At 72.3% G+C, this 16,304-nt stretch carries 13 protein-coding genes; 6 read left to right on the top strand and 7 right to left on the bottom strand.

Features of this window, described 5'->3' with window-relative positions; translation table 11 throughout:
- Positions 1-147: 147 nt before the first annotated feature.
- The gene (locus RM446_RS18765; protein WP_311546658.1) at positions 148-1,254 is read right to left on the bottom strand and encodes a citrate synthase 2; all 1,107 of its coding nucleotides are present in this window, start codon (positions 1,252-1,254) and stop codon (positions 148-150) included.
- Positions 1,255-1,400: 146 nt separating this feature from the next.
- Here RM446_RS18765 and pdxH point away from each other — a divergent pair, with 146 nt between their 5' ends.
- The 3 genes from pdxH to RM446_RS18750 all read left to right on the top strand — a co-directional run bounded on the left by pdxH (position 1,401) and on the right by RM446_RS18750 (position 5,554).
- Positions 1,401-2,066, top strand: a complete 666-nt coding sequence (pdxH, locus tag RM446_RS18760; RefSeq protein WP_311546657.1) for a pyridoxamine 5'-phosphate oxidase — start codon at positions 1,401-1,403, stop codon at positions 2,064-2,066.
- 315 nt (positions 2,067-2,381) lie between these two features.
- Entirely contained in the window at positions 2,382-3,092 is a 711-nt protein-coding gene (locus tag RM446_RS18755) for a metal-dependent transcriptional regulator (protein ID WP_311546656.1), read from the top strand.
- Between the two features lie 209 nt (positions 3,093-3,301).
- Positions 3,302-5,554: an ATP-binding SpoIIE family protein phosphatase gene (locus RM446_RS18750; RefSeq protein ID WP_311546655.1), complete on the top strand. Its 2,253-nt coding sequence runs from the start codon at positions 3,302-3,304 to the stop codon at positions 5,552-5,554.
- A 68-nt stretch (positions 5,555-5,622) separates the two neighbouring features.
- Here the strand turns inward: RM446_RS18750 and RM446_RS18745 are convergent, their stop codons facing one another.
- Together RM446_RS18745 and RM446_RS18740 are read right to left on the bottom strand one after the other, a co-directional pair.
- Positions 5,623-5,790: a hypothetical protein gene (locus RM446_RS18745; RefSeq protein WP_311546654.1), complete on the bottom strand. Its 168-nt coding sequence runs from the start codon at positions 5,788-5,790 to the stop codon at positions 5,623-5,625.
- Between the two features lie 32 nt (positions 5,791-5,822).
- Positions 5,823-6,965 (bottom strand): acyl-CoA dehydrogenase family protein, encoded by a 1,143-nt coding sequence (locus tag RM446_RS18740; protein WP_311546653.1) that lies wholly within the window; start codon positions 6,963-6,965, stop codon positions 5,823-5,825.
- Positions 6,966-7,195: 230 nt separating this feature from the next.
- On the opposite strand from RM446_RS18740, the gene RM446_RS18735 reads away from it, so the two are divergent.
- Positions 7,196-9,238, top strand: a complete 2,043-nt coding sequence (locus tag RM446_RS18735; RefSeq protein ID WP_311546652.1) for an MDR family MFS transporter — start codon at positions 7,196-7,198, stop codon at positions 9,236-9,238.
- A 115-nt stretch (positions 9,239-9,353) separates the two neighbouring features.
- Entirely contained in the window at positions 9,354-10,496 is a 1,143-nt protein-coding gene (locus RM446_RS18730) for an acetyl-CoA C-acetyltransferase (protein WP_311546651.1), read from the top strand.
- A 77-nt stretch (positions 10,497-10,573) separates the two neighbouring features.
- On the opposite strand, the gene RM446_RS18725 is transcribed toward RM446_RS18730, so the two are convergent.
- Entirely contained in the window at positions 10,574-11,182 is a 609-nt protein-coding gene (locus tag RM446_RS18725; protein ID WP_311546650.1) for a TetR/AcrR family transcriptional regulator, read from the bottom strand.
- Between the two features lie 2 nt (positions 11,183-11,184).
- Positions 11,185-12,225 carry an alpha/beta fold hydrolase gene (locus RM446_RS18720; protein ID WP_311546649.1) on the bottom strand — a complete coding sequence of 347 codons (1,041 nt, stop codon included), beginning with the start codon at positions 12,223-12,225 and terminating at the stop codon, positions 11,185-11,187.
- A gap of 194 nt (positions 12,226-12,419) precedes the next feature.
- Here RM446_RS18720 and RM446_RS18715 point away from each other — a divergent pair, with 194 nt between their 5' ends.
- The gene (locus RM446_RS18715) at positions 12,420-13,007 is read left to right on the top strand and encodes a GNAT family N-acetyltransferase (protein ID WP_311546736.1); all 588 of its coding nucleotides are present in this window, start codon (positions 12,420-12,422) and stop codon (positions 13,005-13,007) included.
- A gap of 45 nt (positions 13,008-13,052) precedes the next feature.
- On the opposite strand, the gene RM446_RS18710 is transcribed toward RM446_RS18715, so the two are convergent.
- The gene (locus RM446_RS18710) at positions 13,053-14,261 is read right to left on the bottom strand and encodes a winged helix-turn-helix domain-containing protein (protein ID WP_311546648.1); all 1,209 of its coding nucleotides are present in this window, start codon (positions 14,259-14,261) and stop codon (positions 13,053-13,055) included.
- 44 nt (positions 14,262-14,305) lie between these two features.
- Positions 14,306-16,243, bottom strand: coding sequence for an acyl-CoA dehydrogenase family protein (locus tag RM446_RS18705; RefSeq protein ID WP_311546647.1), 1,938 nt, complete (start codon positions 16,241-16,243; stop codon positions 14,306-14,308).
- Positions 16,244-16,304: the final 61 nt, after the last annotated feature.

Here is a 16,304-nt window from a genome sequence, read left to right as displayed (position 1 = left end):
CAAGGGTAGTGGCTGGCGTCGCCGCGGCGCAGGCAAGGGGGGCGGGTTAGCGACGTTTGCCCAGCGAGAGCGGCGGTCGGGGAGGAGCCCGCCGCCGCCTCGGCGCCGGACGCGGCGGTGCCGGCGCCCGTGCGGCGCCGCCGCGTCTCAGACTCCCCGGGCGAGAGCCTCCTGAGCCCCCGGGACGTCGTCGATGCCGCGGGCGGCGGGGCCGGTGTAGTCGGCACTGGGCCGGACGAGCCGCCCGGTCCGCTTCTGCTCCAGGATGTGGGCCGACCACCCCGCGGTGCGGGCGCAGGTGAACATGGACGTGAACATGTCCGTCGGGATCTCCGCGAAGTCCAGCACGACCGCGGCCCAGTACTCGACGTTGGTGGCCAGTACCCGGTCGGGCTTGCGGGCGTGCAGCTCCTCGAGGGCGGCGTTCTCCAGGGCCTCGGCGACCTCGAAGCGCGGCGCGTCGAGTTCCTTGGCGGTGCGGCGCAGCACGCGGGCGCGCGGATCCTCGGCGCGGTACACGCGGTGGCCGAAGCCCATCAGCCGCTCGCCCCGGTCCATGGCGCGGGTGACGAAGGTGCGGGCGTCGCCGATGCGCTCGGTCTCGTCGAGCATGTGCAGCACGCGCGCCGGCGCCCCGCCGTGCAGCGGTCCGGACATGGCGCCCACTGCGCCCGACAGCGCGGCGGCGACGTCGGCGCCGGTGGAGGCGATGACCCGCGCAGTGAACGTCGAGGCGTTCATGCCGTGCTCGGCGGCCGAGGTCCAGTAGGCGTCGACCGCCTTCACGTGGCGCGGGTCGGGCTCGCCGCGGAGCTGGATCATGAACCGCTCGACCACCGAGGCGCCCTCCTCGATGCGGGCGCGCGGCACCTCCGGCAGGTCGCCGCGGGCGGCCTGGGCGGTGACCGAGAGCGCCGCCGACGCCGCGCGGGCGACGTTGTCGCGGGCCTCGTCGTCGTCGATGTCCAGCAGCGGCCGGAAGCCCCACAGGGGAGCCAGGGCGGCCAGCGTGCTCTGCACGTCGACGCGGATGTCGCCGCTTCGCACAGACTGGGCGACCGGTTCGGCGAAGGGGAGGCCGGGGTAGAAGCCGTCGTCGACCAGTAGCCCCCAAACCCGACCGAACGCCGCTTTGCCGACGAGGTTCTCGATGTCGACGCCCCGGTAGCGGAGGGCGCCGCCCTCCTTGTCCGGTTCGGCGATCTGCGTCTCGAACGCTACGACTCCTTCGAGCCCGGGCTTGAATTCCGACATACCGGTTTCCTCCGTAGTGTCGCGGTCCGGCGGATCCGGATACGCCCGGCGGGCCGTTCGGTCAGGTTTCGGCGGCACGCGGTGTCCCTGGTCGGGCGGCTCATTCTGTGGCGCCTACCCCACAAATCGTGTGAGGATGCTCCACTGTGAACCACAGCGAGCCGGCGGAGCTGCGGCAGCCCTACGAGGGTGCGCCGCTGCGGAGGGCCGACATGGCGGCACACCCCATGGAGCAGTTTCACACGTGGTTCACACAGGCGCACACGGCGGGGCTGGCCGAGCCGAACGCCATGGTCGTCGCCACGGTGGAGCCCGACGGCGCACCCCGTGCGCGTACCGTGCTACTCAAAGGGTACGACCGTTCCGGCCTGCGGTTCTTCACCAATTACGGCTCCCGGAAAGGGCGGGCGCTGGCCGACGAGCCGCGCCTGGCCGCGGTCTTCCCCTGGCACGCGGTCCGGCGCCAGGTGCTCCTGCGGGGGCGCGGCGAACGCCTCACCGACGCCGAGAACGACGCGTACTTCCACACCCGTCCACGGGGCTCGCAGATCGGCGCATGGGCCAGCGAGCGCCAGTCCGACCGCGTCGCCGACCGCGGCGAGCTGGACGCGCTCTACGCCGAGTTCGACGCGGTGTGGAGCGGCGGCGAGGAGATCCCGCGGCCCGCGTACTGGGGCGGCTACCGCGTCCTGGTCGACGAGGTCGAGTTCTGGCAGGGGCGCGCCGACCGGATGCACGACCGCTTCAGCTACACCCTGGCCACCGGAGGCCCCGAGGACGGCGTCTGGGAGCTGGACCGGCTGGCGCCCTAGCAGCCCGTGACCTGCGCAGGGCGTGCGCCGACGCTGCCCGCGAGCGCGGGCGGGAGCGCCTCCGACCCGCGGATCCCCGCCCGCACGGGATTTCGGTCCGCCGCGCTCCTGTGGAACGGGACACATCGCGGCGCAGTGGCTTGTCCCTCGCCGGGGTATGATGAACGGAATCGGTGGCCGCTCCCGCGGCCAGGGCGCAGCGGTCGGTTCCCCTCCGGGCACGAGGTCGGCGGGCAACCGGAATCCCGTGCGGCCGGTCTGTGTTGAGAGTCTGCCGTCGTCGACTCTCGACGGCCCATGAGGGGAGGGGGAGCCTTGACCGCACACGGGCTAATCGACACAACCGAGATGTACCTCCGGACGATATTCGAGCTGGAGGAGGAGGGGATCGTGCCCCTGCGGGCACGCATCGCCGAGCGCCTCCAGCAGAGCGGTCCCACGGTCAGCCAGACCGTCGCCCGCATGGAGCGCGACGGCCTGCTGCGCGTCGAGAACGACCGGCACCTGGTCATGACGGACGAGGGCTGCCGGTTGGCCACCCTGGTCATGCGCAAGCACCGCCTGGCCGAGCGCCTGCTCGTCGATGTCATCGGCCTGCCCTGGGAGGACGTCCACGTCGAGGCCTGCCGCTGGGAGCACGTCATCTCCGAGGCGGTCGAAGAGCGCCTGGTCCAGCTGCTGAACGCGCCGTCGGTGTGTCCGCACGGCAACCCCATCCCGGCTCTGGACGAGCTGGGGCTGGCCGGCTACGCGCCCGAGCCGTTCTCCGGCGAGTCCATCGTGCCGATGCTCGACATCGCCAACGGCACCGAGACCAGCGTGAAGGTCCGGCGGATCAGCGAGCAGCTGCAGGGCGATCCCGAAGTCATGCTCGGTCTCAAGCGCGCCGGGGTACAACCCGAGCAGGAAGTCGTCGTTCTCGGGACGGAGAACGGCGTACAGGTGATTGGTGGTAGCGGCAAGGATGGCGAGCCCAGCGAACTGTCACGGCAGATCGCCAGCCACATTTTCGTCACCAAGCCCTGAACCGGCCCGGACCCGTGCCCTCCTCCGGCAGCGCACACGCGGTACGCGGGGCCGAAATGTCACGTTGCTCTGCAGATACCTGCGCACTCGGGCTATGCTCTGCCCATGGCGCGCGGTCCCCGGGGCGATCGGAGCGGCCGTGCGGGCACAGTGCGGACCGTGCGGCGCGGCATCGTGACCGCGGCCGGTGAGGTCGAGGTGGCGGCTGAATGAACCGACGGGGGGAAGCCTTCTACGACGACGATGCCCTCACCGGGGACGCGGTCTTCGAGCAGGCGCAGATCGCCGTCCTCGTGGCCGACCGCGCCAGTCGTCTCCGCTACATCAACCCCTTCGCGCGCGAGCTCTTCGGGCTGCCCGCCGACTCCGATCCGCGCGGGGTGACGCTGGTCGACCTGGGAATCCAGGAGGCCGACCTCGAACGCGCCAACCAACTCTCGCGTCGCGCTCTGCAGGGCGACACCTGGGACGGCACGTTCGCCATCATGCGGCCCGACTCCTCATGGTTGCACGTGCGCGTCAACGCGGTGCCGATGAAGGACTCCGCCGGCGCGGTCGACGGCTTCGTCGTCTTCGCGGGCGAGGCGCTGCGCAGCGGCCGCGTCGAGGACCTCTACGGGCTGCTGGAGCGGGTCGGCAGCCGCCTGGCGGGATCGCTGGAGTTCGACTCCACGATGAAGGCCGTCGCCGAGATCCTCGTGCCCCAGTTCGCCGACCACTGCTTCATCGACCTCTTCGACCACGACCGCCTCGTCCGGCGCGTCTCCGTGCACGCCGAGGGCTGGACCCCGCCGCCGGGCACCTGGTTCGACGTCGGCGAGGAGGTCCGCTACCCCGACCGCCACTTCGTCTACACCGCGATGCGGCGGATGGAGACCGTGCTCGTGGGCGACTACGCCTACGCGTCCGATTCCGACGACAGGCGCTCGGCGCTCGTGGCCGAGCAGGTGGGGGTGACTTCTGCCATCGCGGCGCCGTTGCGCGCCCGCGGTGAACTCCTGGGCGTGCTCACGCTCGCCCTCTCCCGGCTCTCGCCCCGCCAGAAGACCCGCTACGGCGCCTTCGACCGCGACCTGGTGGGCGCGCTCGCCTCCCGGGTGGCCCTGGCGATCGACAACGCCCGCCTGTTCGAGGAGGAGCGCAGCACCGCACTCGCCTTCCAGCACAGCCTGCTGCCGAGCTCGTTCCCCGACTTCGACGGGTTGTCCATCGCGCATCGCTATGTTCCCGCGAAGCCCTTGGAGGCGAACGGCCACGGCATCCAGACCCAGGTCGGCGGCGACTTCTACGACGTCATCCCGCTCTCGGCCGGTCGCGTGGGCATCGTCGTCGGCGACGTCGAGGGGCGCGGCCCGCACGCGGCCGCGGTCATGGGCCAGCTCCGCGCCGCGCTGCGCGCCTTCGCCCAGGCCGACCGCGAGCCCGCCGACATCCTGCGCGAGCTGGACGAATGGGTTCGGCGGCTCGGCCGCCCCGACGGCTCCGGCGGTACCTGGGTGCCCAGCGTCAGCTGCTTGTACATGGTCTACGACGCCTGGTCGCGCCAGCTTTCCTATGCCAACGCCGGGCACCAGTCACCGCTGCTGATCTGCGACGACCACGTCGACGAGCTGTCGCTGGAGGTCACCGACACACTGCTGGGCGTCAAGCTGCGCGGCGCCCCCTACGACGACGCCGTCTACCACCAGGCCGAACTGGAGCTTCCGGCCGGTGCCACCCTGCTGCTCTACACCGACGGCCTGGTCGACCGGCGCCCCATCGGCGGCACCGTCGACGTACCGCGGTCGCTGGGCCAGCTGCGCCGTCGCGTCCGGGACGTCGCCGACAAGGACGTCGAGCAGATCGCCCAGACCGCCGTCAACGCCGTGCCCGGCGAGATCGACGACGATACCGCGCTGCTGGTGGTGCGCACCCACTCCGGCGAGCTCGCCATGGAGGAGGGCTGGTTCATCGCCGAGGCCCCCACCGTCGGCGACGCCCGCCACCTCGCCTCCAGCACGTTCAAGAACTGGGGCATGGACCGCGACCAGGCAGAGCTCGCCTGCCTGCTGGTCTCGGAGATCGTCACCAACGTCGTCATACACGCCACGCCCCACCCCGTCCGCCGCGAGTTCACCTCCGACGGGGTGCGCGACTCCTCCGACACCCTGGACCTGGGCGGACTCGGCGACGACGCCGACGACTTCGACGAGGACTGGTCGGACCTGCTGGAGGAGGCCTCCGACGACGACGAGGGGACGCAGCCCAGCGAGTTCCTGCTGCGCCTGCGCCGGGGCGGGGCCTCGGTGTGGGTCGAGGTCTTCGACCGCGACCTGCGGCTGCCGCGCATCCGCAGCGCCGGAGCCGACGACGAGGGCGGCCGCGGCCTCTACCTTGTCGACCAGTTGGCCGCGCGCTGGGGCTCGCGGCCCACCCCCGACGGCAAGGCGGTCTGGTTCGAGGTCCCGCTGAAGTCGGAGTAGCGGCGGCCGCGGGCGGGCGGCCGCGGGCGGGCGGGAGCGGGCGGGCGGGAGCGGCGGCGGGCGCGGACTCAGCGGTTGGACCACGCCCAGAGCATCAGCACCACGAAGATGAAGCACACCACGATGCCGCCGGTGGTCCACGGGATGTGCATGCGCGGCCGGAGCCTGCGCACCCCCAGCACCAACAGGATGATCAGGAGTCCGAGGACGATCAGCCCGTCCCACGCGCCGCTCATGCCGACCCTTTCGCCGTGACCTGGGGGCGCGGCTACAGGCCCAGCGAGCGCCCCACGATCTCCTTCATGATCTCGGTCGTGCCGCCGAAGATCGACTGGATCCTGGCGTCCTGCCATGCCTTCGCCACGGGGTATTCCATCATGTACCCGTACCCGCCGTGCAGCTGCAGGCACCGGTCGATAAGCCGGTTCGCGAATTCGGTGGTCCACCACTTGGCTTTGGCGGCGTCCTCCACGGTCAGCTCGCCCCGGTTGAGCAGCGTGATCGCCCGATCGACATAGGTGCGGGCGAGGTCGGCCTCAGTGGCCAACTCGGCCAGGACAAAACGGGTGTTCTGGAACTTCCCGATCGGGCGCCCGAAAGCGGTGCGGTCCTTGCAGTACGCGATGGTCTCGGCGAGTACCGCCTCGGCCCCGGCGGTGGCCGCCACGGCGATCGACAGCCGCTCCTGGGGCAGGTTCTCCATGAGGTGCACGAACCCGTTGTTCTCCCGGCCGATGAGATTGGACGCGGGCACCCGCACGTCGGCGAACGACAGCTCGGCGGTGTCCTGCGCCTTCAGCCCGATCTTGGCGAGGTTGCGGCCGCGCTCGAAGCCGGGCATACCGCGCTCGACGGCCAGCAGCGACAGCCCGTGCGCCCCGGCCCCGGGATCGGTCCGCGCCACCACGATGACCAGGTCGGCGTTGATCCCGTTGGTGATGAACGTCTTCTGCCCGTTGAGCACGTAGTCGTCGCCGTCGCGCACCGCGGAGGTACTGATGCCCTGCAGGTCGCTGCCGGCGCCGGGCTCGGTCATGGCGATCGCGGTGATCAGTTCGCCGGAGGCGAACCCGGGCAGCCAGCGGCGGCGCTGCTCCTCGGTGGTCAGCCGCACCATGTAGGGCGCGATGACGTCGTTCTGCAGGCCGAACCCGAGCCCGCTGGCGCCGACGCGGCAGATCTCCTCGGCGACCACGGCGTTGAAGCGGAAGTCGACGACGCCCGAGCCGCCGTAGGACTCGGGGACGCCGAGCCCGAGCAGGCCGACCTCGCCCGCCTTGGTCCACACCTCGCGGGGCACGATGCCGTCCCTCTCCCACGCCTGGTGGTGCGGGACCACCTCGCGCTTGAGGAACTCGGCCACCGACTCGCGGAAGAGGTCGTGCTCGGTCTCGAAGAGCTCCCGTTGCATGGCCGGCTCCTTGTCGTCTAGCGGGCTCCGCCTTGCCGCGCGCCCGCGCCCCGCGCGCAGCACCACCGTAACCGAGCGCGATTCGGTTCGGCAGCCGCGGATGAAAGTTCCGCAAAGTCCGGTGCAGCGCCCGCCCGGCGGCGCGCTCCCCGCCGGTGGTCTGTCTAGGCTGCCGGCCACGCAGCGACGCGCCTGCATCCGTTCCGGCGCCGATCAGGGGGCCCTGGCCGATGGGTAGACACGCAGCGCAGCAGCGCGGGCGGAAGGAGCAGCGGAACGGCGGCGGCGTCGTCGCGGTGCTGGCGGCGCTGCTGCTCGCCGTGCTTCTGGCGGCCCTCGACCAGACCATCGTCGCCGCCGCACTGCCCGCCGTCGTCGGCGACCTCGGCGGGCTCAACCACCTGTCCTGGCTGATCACCGCCTACCTGCTGGCCGTCACCGCGAGCACACCGCTGTGGGGAAGGCTCGGCGACCGGTACGGCCGCAGGAACCTGTTCCTGGCCTGCATCCTGATCTTCCTCGCCGGATCGGCGCTGTGCGGCGCCGCGCAGTCGATGCCGCAGCTGATCGGCTTCCGCGCGCTTCAGGGCATCGGCGGCGGAGGGCTCATGACGCTGGTCATGGCGATGATCGGCGACGTCGTACCGCCGCGCGAACGCGGCCGCTACCAAGGGCTCTTCGGCGCCTCCTTCGGCACGGCGAGCGTGGCGGGGCCGCTGCTGGGCGGATTGTTCGTGGACCACCTGAGCTGGCGCTGGGTGTTCTACATCAACCTGCCGCTGGGTCTGGTCGCCTTCACCGCGGTGCTGCTGGCGCTGCCCGCGGCCGCCGGCGGGCGAAAGCGCCGCCGCATCGACTACGCGGGCATCCTGCTGCCGGCGGGCGCCGCGGTGTGCCTCACGCTGGTCCTCGCCTGGGGCGGCAGCCTCCACCCGTGGGCCTCTCCGACCGTGCTCGGCCTGACCGGTGCCGCGGCCGTGCTGGCGGTGCTGTGGTTCGCCGGCGCGCGCCGGGCCGCCGAGCCGGTGATGCCGCCGGAGCTCTTCGCCCGCCGCACGGTGGCGGCGGGCATGGCGGTGCTGGCCTGCGCCGGGTTCGCGATGATGGGCGCGATGGCCTACCTGCCGCTCTTCCTGCAGGTGGTGCACGGCTACTCGCCGACGGCCTCGGGCCTGCACCTGCTGCCGGCGGTTCTGGGGATGCTGGCCGCCTCCGCGGCCTCCGGTCGGCTGGTCGCCCGCACCGGCCGCTACAAGGCCGTCCCCGCAGCGGGCATGGCGGCGGCCGCGGTCGCGATCGGGCTGCTGGCCACGCTGGGCCCGCAGACCCCGATGGCGCTGATCAGCCTGTACCTCCTGCTGCTGGGCTGCGGACTGGGCGCGGCGATGCAGGTGGCGCTCACCGCCGTGCAGAACGCCGTCGACTACACCGACCTGGGCGCGGCCACCTCGGCCGGCACCTTCTTCCGCTCCGTCGGCGGGTCGTTCGCCACCGCGGTGTTCGGCTCGGTCCTGGCCGGGCGGCTCGCCGCCGACCTGCGCGAGCGCGCCGCCGGTGCGGACCTGCCGCGGGGGGTCCCGGTCGAGCGGCTGGAGACCGACCCGAGCGCTCTGGACGCGCTGCCGCCGGGCGCCCAGGCGGACCTGCTGGACGCATACGCCGGCGCGATCGGCACTGCGTTCCTCTACGCGGTTCCCGTGGCCGCCGCGGCGGTCGTGTTCGCGCTGTTCCTCAAGGCGGTCCCGCTGCGCGGCACGATCGGCACGCCCGACCTGGACGAGGTGTTCGCGCCGGTGGTGAGCGGCCGCGAGCCGTTGGAGCGCATCGAGGCCGCGGCCTACCGGGCGGCGGGTGCCCAGGGGCCGCGCCGCATGTACGAAGGGCTGGCCGCGGCGGCCGGCGTCGAACTGTCGCCTGCGGCGTGCTGGACCGCCACCCACATCGCGGCCACCGGCGCGATCCCCGGTGCGGACCTGGCGCGGCTGTGTCACCGCCCGGAGGCGGGGCTGGTGCCCGTACACGAGGAGCTGTACCGTGCAGACCTGCTCGCCGAGTCCGGCGACGGTGCCTGGCGGCTGAACGGCACCGGGCGCGCGGTGGCTGGGCGGCTTTTGGACGCCCAGGAGCGCGCATTGCGCGAGGCGCTGGCCGACCTCTCCGTCGAGGGCCGCCCCGAGCTCGCGAGGGTGCTGCGCGAGGTCGCGCGGGACTCCCTCGGCGACGAGGGGGACGCCGACCTCGCGGCCGAAGGGCCGCGGCTCAGGCGCGTCTGAGGCTCCTGCGCCGAGGCGGACCGGCACCCGGGGCCTTGCCCGCACGCCGAAACCGAATATGGTTCGGTTAAGGATCGATACGCTGCGAGCACCGGAGTCTCCCCAGGAGGGCACAGTGGCTGAGGCATACATCGTCGGGGCCGTCCGGACCCCGGTAGGCACCAAGAAGGGCGCCCTGGCGGGCGTGCACCCGGCCGACCTGGGTGCACACGTCCTCAAGGAGCTGATGGACCGCACCGGGGCGGACCCCGAGGCGGTCGAGGACGTGGTGATGGGCTGTGTGAGCCAGGTCGGGCCGCAGGCCCTCGACCTCGCGCGCACCGCCTGGCTGTCGGCGGGCCTGCCCGAGACCACCGCCGGGGTCACCATCGACCGGCAGTGCGGCTCCTCCCAGCAGGCCGTGCACTTCGCCGCCCAGGGCGTCATGTCGGGCACCCAGGACCTCGTCGTGGCTTCGGGCGTGGAGAACATGGGCATGGTCCCCATGGGCGCCAACGCGAAGTTCGCCATCGACGCCGGCCTGCCCCTGTTCGGCGAGGGTTGGACCAAGCGCTACGGCGACCAGGAGATCTCGCAGTTCCGCGGTGCGCAGCTGATGGCCGAGAAGTGGGGCTACAGCCGCGAGGACCTGGAGCGCTACTCGCTGGAGAGCCACCGCCGAGCGGCAGCCGCCCGCGACGCCGGCCGCTTCGACGACGAGATCGCACCGCTGGCCGGCGTCTCCCGGGACGAGGGTGTGCGCCCCGACACCACGCTGGAGAAGATGGCCGCGCTGGATCCGCTGCGCGAGGGCTGGGCGCTGACGGCCGCCGTGGCCAGCCAGGTCTCCGTGGGTGCGGGCGCCCTCTTGATCGCCTCCGAGCGCGCGGTGGAGCGCCACGGGCTGAGGCCGATGGCCCGGATCGTCCAGCTCGCGCTGATGGGCGACGATCCCGTCTACATGCTCACCGCCCCCATCCCCGCCACCCGCGCGGCCCTGGAGAAGGCGCGGCTGGGCATCGGCGACATCGACGTCACCGAGATCAACGAGGCCTTCGCCCCGGTCCCGATGGCCTGGACGGAGGAGCTCGGCGCCGACCCCGCCAGGACCAACCCCAACGGCGGCGCGATCGCCCTGGGCCACCCCCTCGGCGCCACCGGCTCCGTGCTGATGACCAAGCTCCTCCACGAGCTCCGCCGCACGGGCGGCCGCTACGGGCTCCAGACCATGTGCGAGGGCGGCGGCCAGGCCAACGTCACCATCGTCGAACGCGTGTAGCCCAGCGCACGGGAAATCACCGTTGATCTTGTAGCTATCGTCACTGGAAATCGTTTTACTTCACGATAGCTACAAGATCAACGGGGGGTGGGGGGCAGAGCGGTGCGGTGCAGCATATCCAGGACGTAGGCCGTGCTCCCGGCGAGGTCGTAGCCGGGATCAGCGAGAGTCTGGGCCACCACCGCGTCGATCGCTCCGTTGAGGATGATCGCCAGCGTCTTGGCGTCGGTTTCCGGGCGGTACTCGCCTGCCTCCAGCGCTGCCGTGATCAACTCCGCGAGCGCCTGCCAGCGTGCAGCCGAGCCCGGATGGTCGGCGATCCCCGCTTCGTTGGCGGGGCTGAGCGCCTCTACGAGCATGCGCACGTGCGCGGGGTTCGCGGCCATGTACCCGATCGTCGACTCCACGTAGGCGTCGACCGCGTCGGCCGGGCCCGAGGCGTCGTGCAGTGCGGAGTGGACCCGCCTTGCCAGGGCGCCGACGACTTCGTCGTATGCGGCACCGATGACCGCGTTCTTCGACTCGAAGTGGTAGATCACCGCGCCTTTGGTGACACCGGCAGCTTCCGCGATGCGTTGCAGCGAGCAGCCGGCGTAGCCGCGGGCGGCGACGAGTTCGATGGTGACCGAGATCAGTTGCGCGCGCCGGGCCTGCTCTGTGATGGTCGGCCGTCGATGCCTCTCCACCTCTAGCTCTCCACATCGCTCAGGAAATCCGCTACGTCGGCTGCGATCTCTCCGGGGTATTCGCCGCTGGCCGCGTGGGACGCGTCGTCGTAGGTCAGCACGGTACCCCGGATGAGCGTTTCCTGTGCATTGCGTGCGGCCTCATCCGGATCGTGCATGACGGACTGGCCGGCGATGATCACCAGTACCGGGGTCGCCGCGGATCCGAGCCGGTCCGCGGAGAACCGGTTCGGCAGCGGCAGTCTCGCGGCGTAGTTCTCCATTCCCGACTCGATCATCTTCGCCACAGGCAAGTCCTTCACCGGCGCACCACCCGCGGTCCAACTGTTGAAGTCCTCCCGCCAGCTGTCCGGAGTCCAGGAGACCGTGGCCGGAATGGACCGCACCGCCGTCTCCAGCGGTATGTCCGCGAAGGTCATCGCCGGATCGACCAGAGTCGCGCTCGCGACGGTGTCCGGCTGCCGGACCGCGAGGTTCATGGCCGCCCAGCCGCCGATGGAAACCCCGAGCAGGTTCACTTCGGGTTCGGGCAGCTGGGACAGCGCCTCGTGCAGCCACAGGGCCTGGTCCGCGCCGTCGCGGATCGGGCGGGTCTGGATGCTGGCGCCGGGCTCGCCGATCAGGTCGACGGTGTAGACGGTGCCGATCTCCAGCAGGGAGGGCAGATTGCCTGCGAACATCGGCGACGCCGAAGCCCGGCCGGGCAGGAGGACCAGCGGGGCGTTCCCGGAATCGGCACCGTCGAACCGGTACATCCGCACCACCCCGTAGTCCGTTCGCAGGTCGAGAGTCGCGTCAGGCTCGGGAAACTCCGCCATCGCCCGCTCGTACGCCGCGAAGAACCGGTCGTGGCCTCGCGCGGAGGTGAAGTGGCCGACAGGCGGGCCGTCCGGTGCGGCCGCCCAGCATCCGACGGCGACGAGCAGCAGTGCGGCCACCGCCCAGGCGGTCCACCGCCGACGGCGTTTCGGGTGCGGCGACGCGGCTTCGGTCGCTTCCCCCGGTACTTCCTTCTCGTCCCCGGTCGACGCGTTCCCGTCCATGGCGCACCGTCCCCTCATCATTGACCTATTGGTCATTAGTTTGACCGCATGGTCAGTACTGTGCAAGCGGCAAGCGGAGGGGCTGCGCGGCCGGTGACTGCGGCGGGCGGGCGTCCGGGGCGGCCGCCGTCAACGCGCGACCCCCGAGTAATCTGACGGGAGCTCTTGCAGGCAGAGAGGAGAACGGTGTGGCGATCGAAGGGCAGACCCGCGCGGGCGCGCCGCACGTCGGCGGACGGCCGCAGACGGCCTTCCGCCACGCCGCTGAAGACGACGTGGCGGCACTCGTCGACCTGGTCAACGCCGCCTACCGCGGCGACGCCTCGCGGCAGGGCTGGACCACCGAGGCCGACCTGCTGGGCGGCCGACGGGTCGACGCCGGGCAGATCGCCGAACTGCTGGCCCGGCCCGGCACCCGGGTGCTCATCGCCGAGCGCGGCGGGCGGGTGGCGGCCTGCTGCGAGCTCGCCGACGGCGGGGACGGCTCGGCCTATTTCGGCATGTTCGCGGTGTGGCCGGGCGCCCAGGGCGGCGGGACGGGCGGGAGTGTGCTCGCCGAGGCCGAGCGCACGGCGGTCGAGGAGCTGGGCTGCACGAGCATGCGGATGACGGTGCTGCGCCAGCGCGCCGACCTCATCGGCTGGTACGAGCGCCGCGGGTACCGGCGCACCGGAGAGACGGCGCCCTTCCCCTACGGTGACGAGCGGTTCGGCCTGCCCAAGCGCGACGACCTGGTGTTCGAGGAGCTGGCAAAGGAGCTGAACGCGCCGCCCGGCGCCTGAACGCGCGCCCCGGCCGGGGCGGTGGGACCCGCCGGAGCGGGGGCGTCAGCCCTCGTAGCGCACGCCCTCGGCGAGGCCCAGCCACGCCGCCATGCGCTCCAGCTCGGCGCGGAGTGCGTCGGCGGTCCCGCCCGGAGCGGACTCCTCCAGCGTGGTTCGCCGTACGAGCAGCAGCCCGGCGCGGCGGTCGGCCTTGAGGTCGACGCGCGCCACCAGGGCGTCGCCCAGCAGGAACGGCAGAACGTAGTAGCCGTGCACCCGCTTGGCCGCAGGAACGTAGATCTCCAGCCGGTAGCGGAAGCCGAACAGGCCCTCGGCGCGCGAGCGCTCCCACACCAGCGAGTCGAACGGGCTCAGCAGCGCGCTGGCGCCGATCCTGCGCGGGACGCGGGCGTCGCGGTGCAGGTAGGCGGGACGCTGCCACCCGGCGACGCCGACGGGCACCACCTCGCCGGACTCGACCAGCTCGGCCAGGGCCGTGCGGGCCTCGGCGGCGCCGAGCCGGAAGTAGTCGCGCAGGCACACCTCGGTGCCGACCCCGTGCGCGCGTGCGGCGATCGCCATCAGCTCGCGCCGGGCCTCGGCGGGTTCGGGGTCGGGGGCGTCGCGGACCGCGGCCGGGAGCACCCGCTCGGTGAGGTCGTAGCGGCGCTCGAACTGCGCGGTACGGCCGTCGGTGGTGATCTCGCCCGACCAGAACAGGAACTCCAGCGCCCGCTTGACCACCGACCAGTTCCATCCCCAGTGGTCGCGCGGGCGGTCGGCGCCGTGCTCCAGCGCCTCCTCGATGCGCCGGGCCGTGGCCGGGCCGCTGCGCTCGACCTCGGCGCGCACGGCCTTGACGAGGCCGGGGTGGTCGTCGGCCGCGCGCCGCATGGCGCCCCACGCCTCGTCGCGGGCGCGTGCCATGCGCCAGCGCAGGAGCCGGTGGGTGGCCGGGGGGATCAGGCTGGCCTCGTGCGCCCAGTACTCCACCAGCCGGCCGCCGCGCCGGGTGGCGGCGCGGTCCAGCAGCGCGGGGTCGTAGCCCCCCAGGCGTGCGAACACGGGCAGGTACTGGCTGCGGGTCAGCACGTTCACGCTGTCGATCTGGATGACCCCGATCCGGTCGATCACCCGCTGCAGGTGCCGGGCCGTGGGCGCGCCGGAGGGCCGCCGGTCGGCGAATCCCTGGGCCGCGAGCGCGACCCGGCGCGCCTGCGCCGCAGAGAGCACGGAGTCGCGGCGGGGGTGCGCCGGAGCTGAGTCGTCCATGCGTCCCGAGGCTACTCGGGGCCTGAGACATTCCGCGGCCGCCGTCAGCCCGTCCTGCGGTGCACATCCTCCTTGGCCGAGGGCCCGGGTTCGGCGGGGGCGATGAGCGGGCCGGGGGTGGAGGGGTCGACGACGCCCTCCTCCAGCCACGTGTAGCGGTCGTCGAGGACGCGGCGGCTGAGCTTGCCGTCGATGTCGTCGGTGTTGGCCCACAGCGCGGTGAACAGTGCGTCGACGCGCAGGCGTGACTGGCGGCAGAAGGCGTCGGCCAGCTCGTAGGCGCCCCGGCCGCGCTCGGGGCTGTCCTCGCGGTCGCGCTGGGCCCGCACCACGGCGGCGCTCATCGCGAACAGCTCGGCGCCGATGTCGACGACCCGGCTGAGGAAGCCCTGCTTGTTCTCCAGCCGCCCCTGCCAGCGCGACATCCCGTAGAAGGTGGACCGCGCGAGCTTGCGGGAGGCGCGTTCGACGTAGCGCAGGTGCTCGGCCAGCGGCCCGAATTCGCCGAAGGAGCCGGGGCGCTGCCCCTCGCCGACCACCAGCGTGGGCAGCCAGGCGGCGTAGAAGCCGCTCGCCTTCGCGAACGCGCGGGCCCTGGCCCGCGGGTCGGCCTCGGGGTCGATGATGTCGCCGGCCACCGAGAGGTGGGCGTCGACCGCCTCGCGCGCGATAAGCAGGTGCATGATCTCCGTCGAACCCTCGAAGATCCGGTTGATGCGCAGGTCGCGCAGCGTCTGCTCGGCGGGGATGCCGCGCTCGCCGCGGGCCGCCAGCGACTCGGCGGTCTCATAGCCCCGGCCGCCGCGCAGCTGCACCAGCTCGTCGGCGATCCGCGAAGCCATCTCCGAGCACCACAGCTTGGCGATGGCCGCCTCGATGCGGATGTCGTTGCGCTCGTCGTCGGCGAACTGGCTGGCCAAATCCAGCATGGCGGTCATCGCGTAGGTGGTGGCGCTGATGAAGGCGACCTTCTTGGCGACCTCCTCGTGGCGGCCGACCGCTCTGCCCCACTGGACGCGCTCGCGCGACCACTCGCGGGCGATCTTGGTGCACCATTTGCCGGCGCCGACGCACATCGCCGGAAGCGACAGCCGCCCGGTGTTCAGCGTCGAGAGGGCGATCTTGAGGCCCTTGCCCTCGCCGCCGATCCGGTTCTCGGCGGGGACGCGCACCCGATGGAAGCGGGTGACGCCGTTCTCCAGGCCGCGCAGCCCCATGAAGCGGTTGCGGTTCTCGACGGTGATGCCCTCGGAGCCGGCCTCGACGACGAAGGCGGTGATACCGCCGCGGTGCCCCTCGCTCTGGGGCACCCGCGCCATGACGACAAGGAGGTCGGCCACCACGCCGTTGGTGGTCCACAGCTTCACGCCGTCGAGCAGGTAGGCCGAGCCGTCGTCGGTGGGCGCGGCGGTGCAGTGCAGCCGCGCCGGGTCGCTGCCCACGTCGGGCTCGGTCAGCAGGAACGCGCTGATGTCGGTGGTGGCGCAGCGCGGCAGGAACGCGCGCTTCTGCTCCTCGGTGCCGAACATCCGCAAGGGCTGGGGGACGCCGATGGACTGGTGCGCCGACAGCAGCGCACCGATGGCGGGGGAGACCGAGCCGACGAGGGTGAGCGCACGGTTGTAGTAGAGCTGGCTCAGCCCGAGACCGCCGTAGGCCCGGGGGATCTTCATGCCCAGCGCCCCCAGCTCCTTGAGGCCGCGCATGACTTCGTCGGGGATGCGGTCCTCGCGCTCGATGCGCTGGGCGTCGATGGTGGTGCAGAACTCGCGCAGGCGGGCGATGAACTCCTCGCCCTCCTCCACGGTCTCGGCGGAGGGGCGCGGATAGGGGTGGACGAGGTCGAGCCGCAGTCGGCCGAGGTAGAGCTCCTTGCCGAAGCTGGGCCTGCGCCATTCGGTCTCGCGGGCGGCCTCGGCCACCGCGCGGGCCTGGCGCTCGTCGACGTGCTCGGGAGCGGATTCGCGGTTCACCGCGGTCATGTCGTCGGATCACCTCACCAGCACCAGCGTCGCGCCGGGATAGTCGTTTCCTGTGCCACGC

Source organism: Streptomonospora wellingtoniae (assembly GCF_031845375.1).
Classification (GTDB): Bacteria; Actinomycetota; Actinomycetes; order Streptosporangiales; family Streptosporangiaceae; genus Streptomonospora; species Streptomonospora wellingtoniae.
This window is presented reverse-complemented; position numbering and strand designations above follow the sequence as displayed.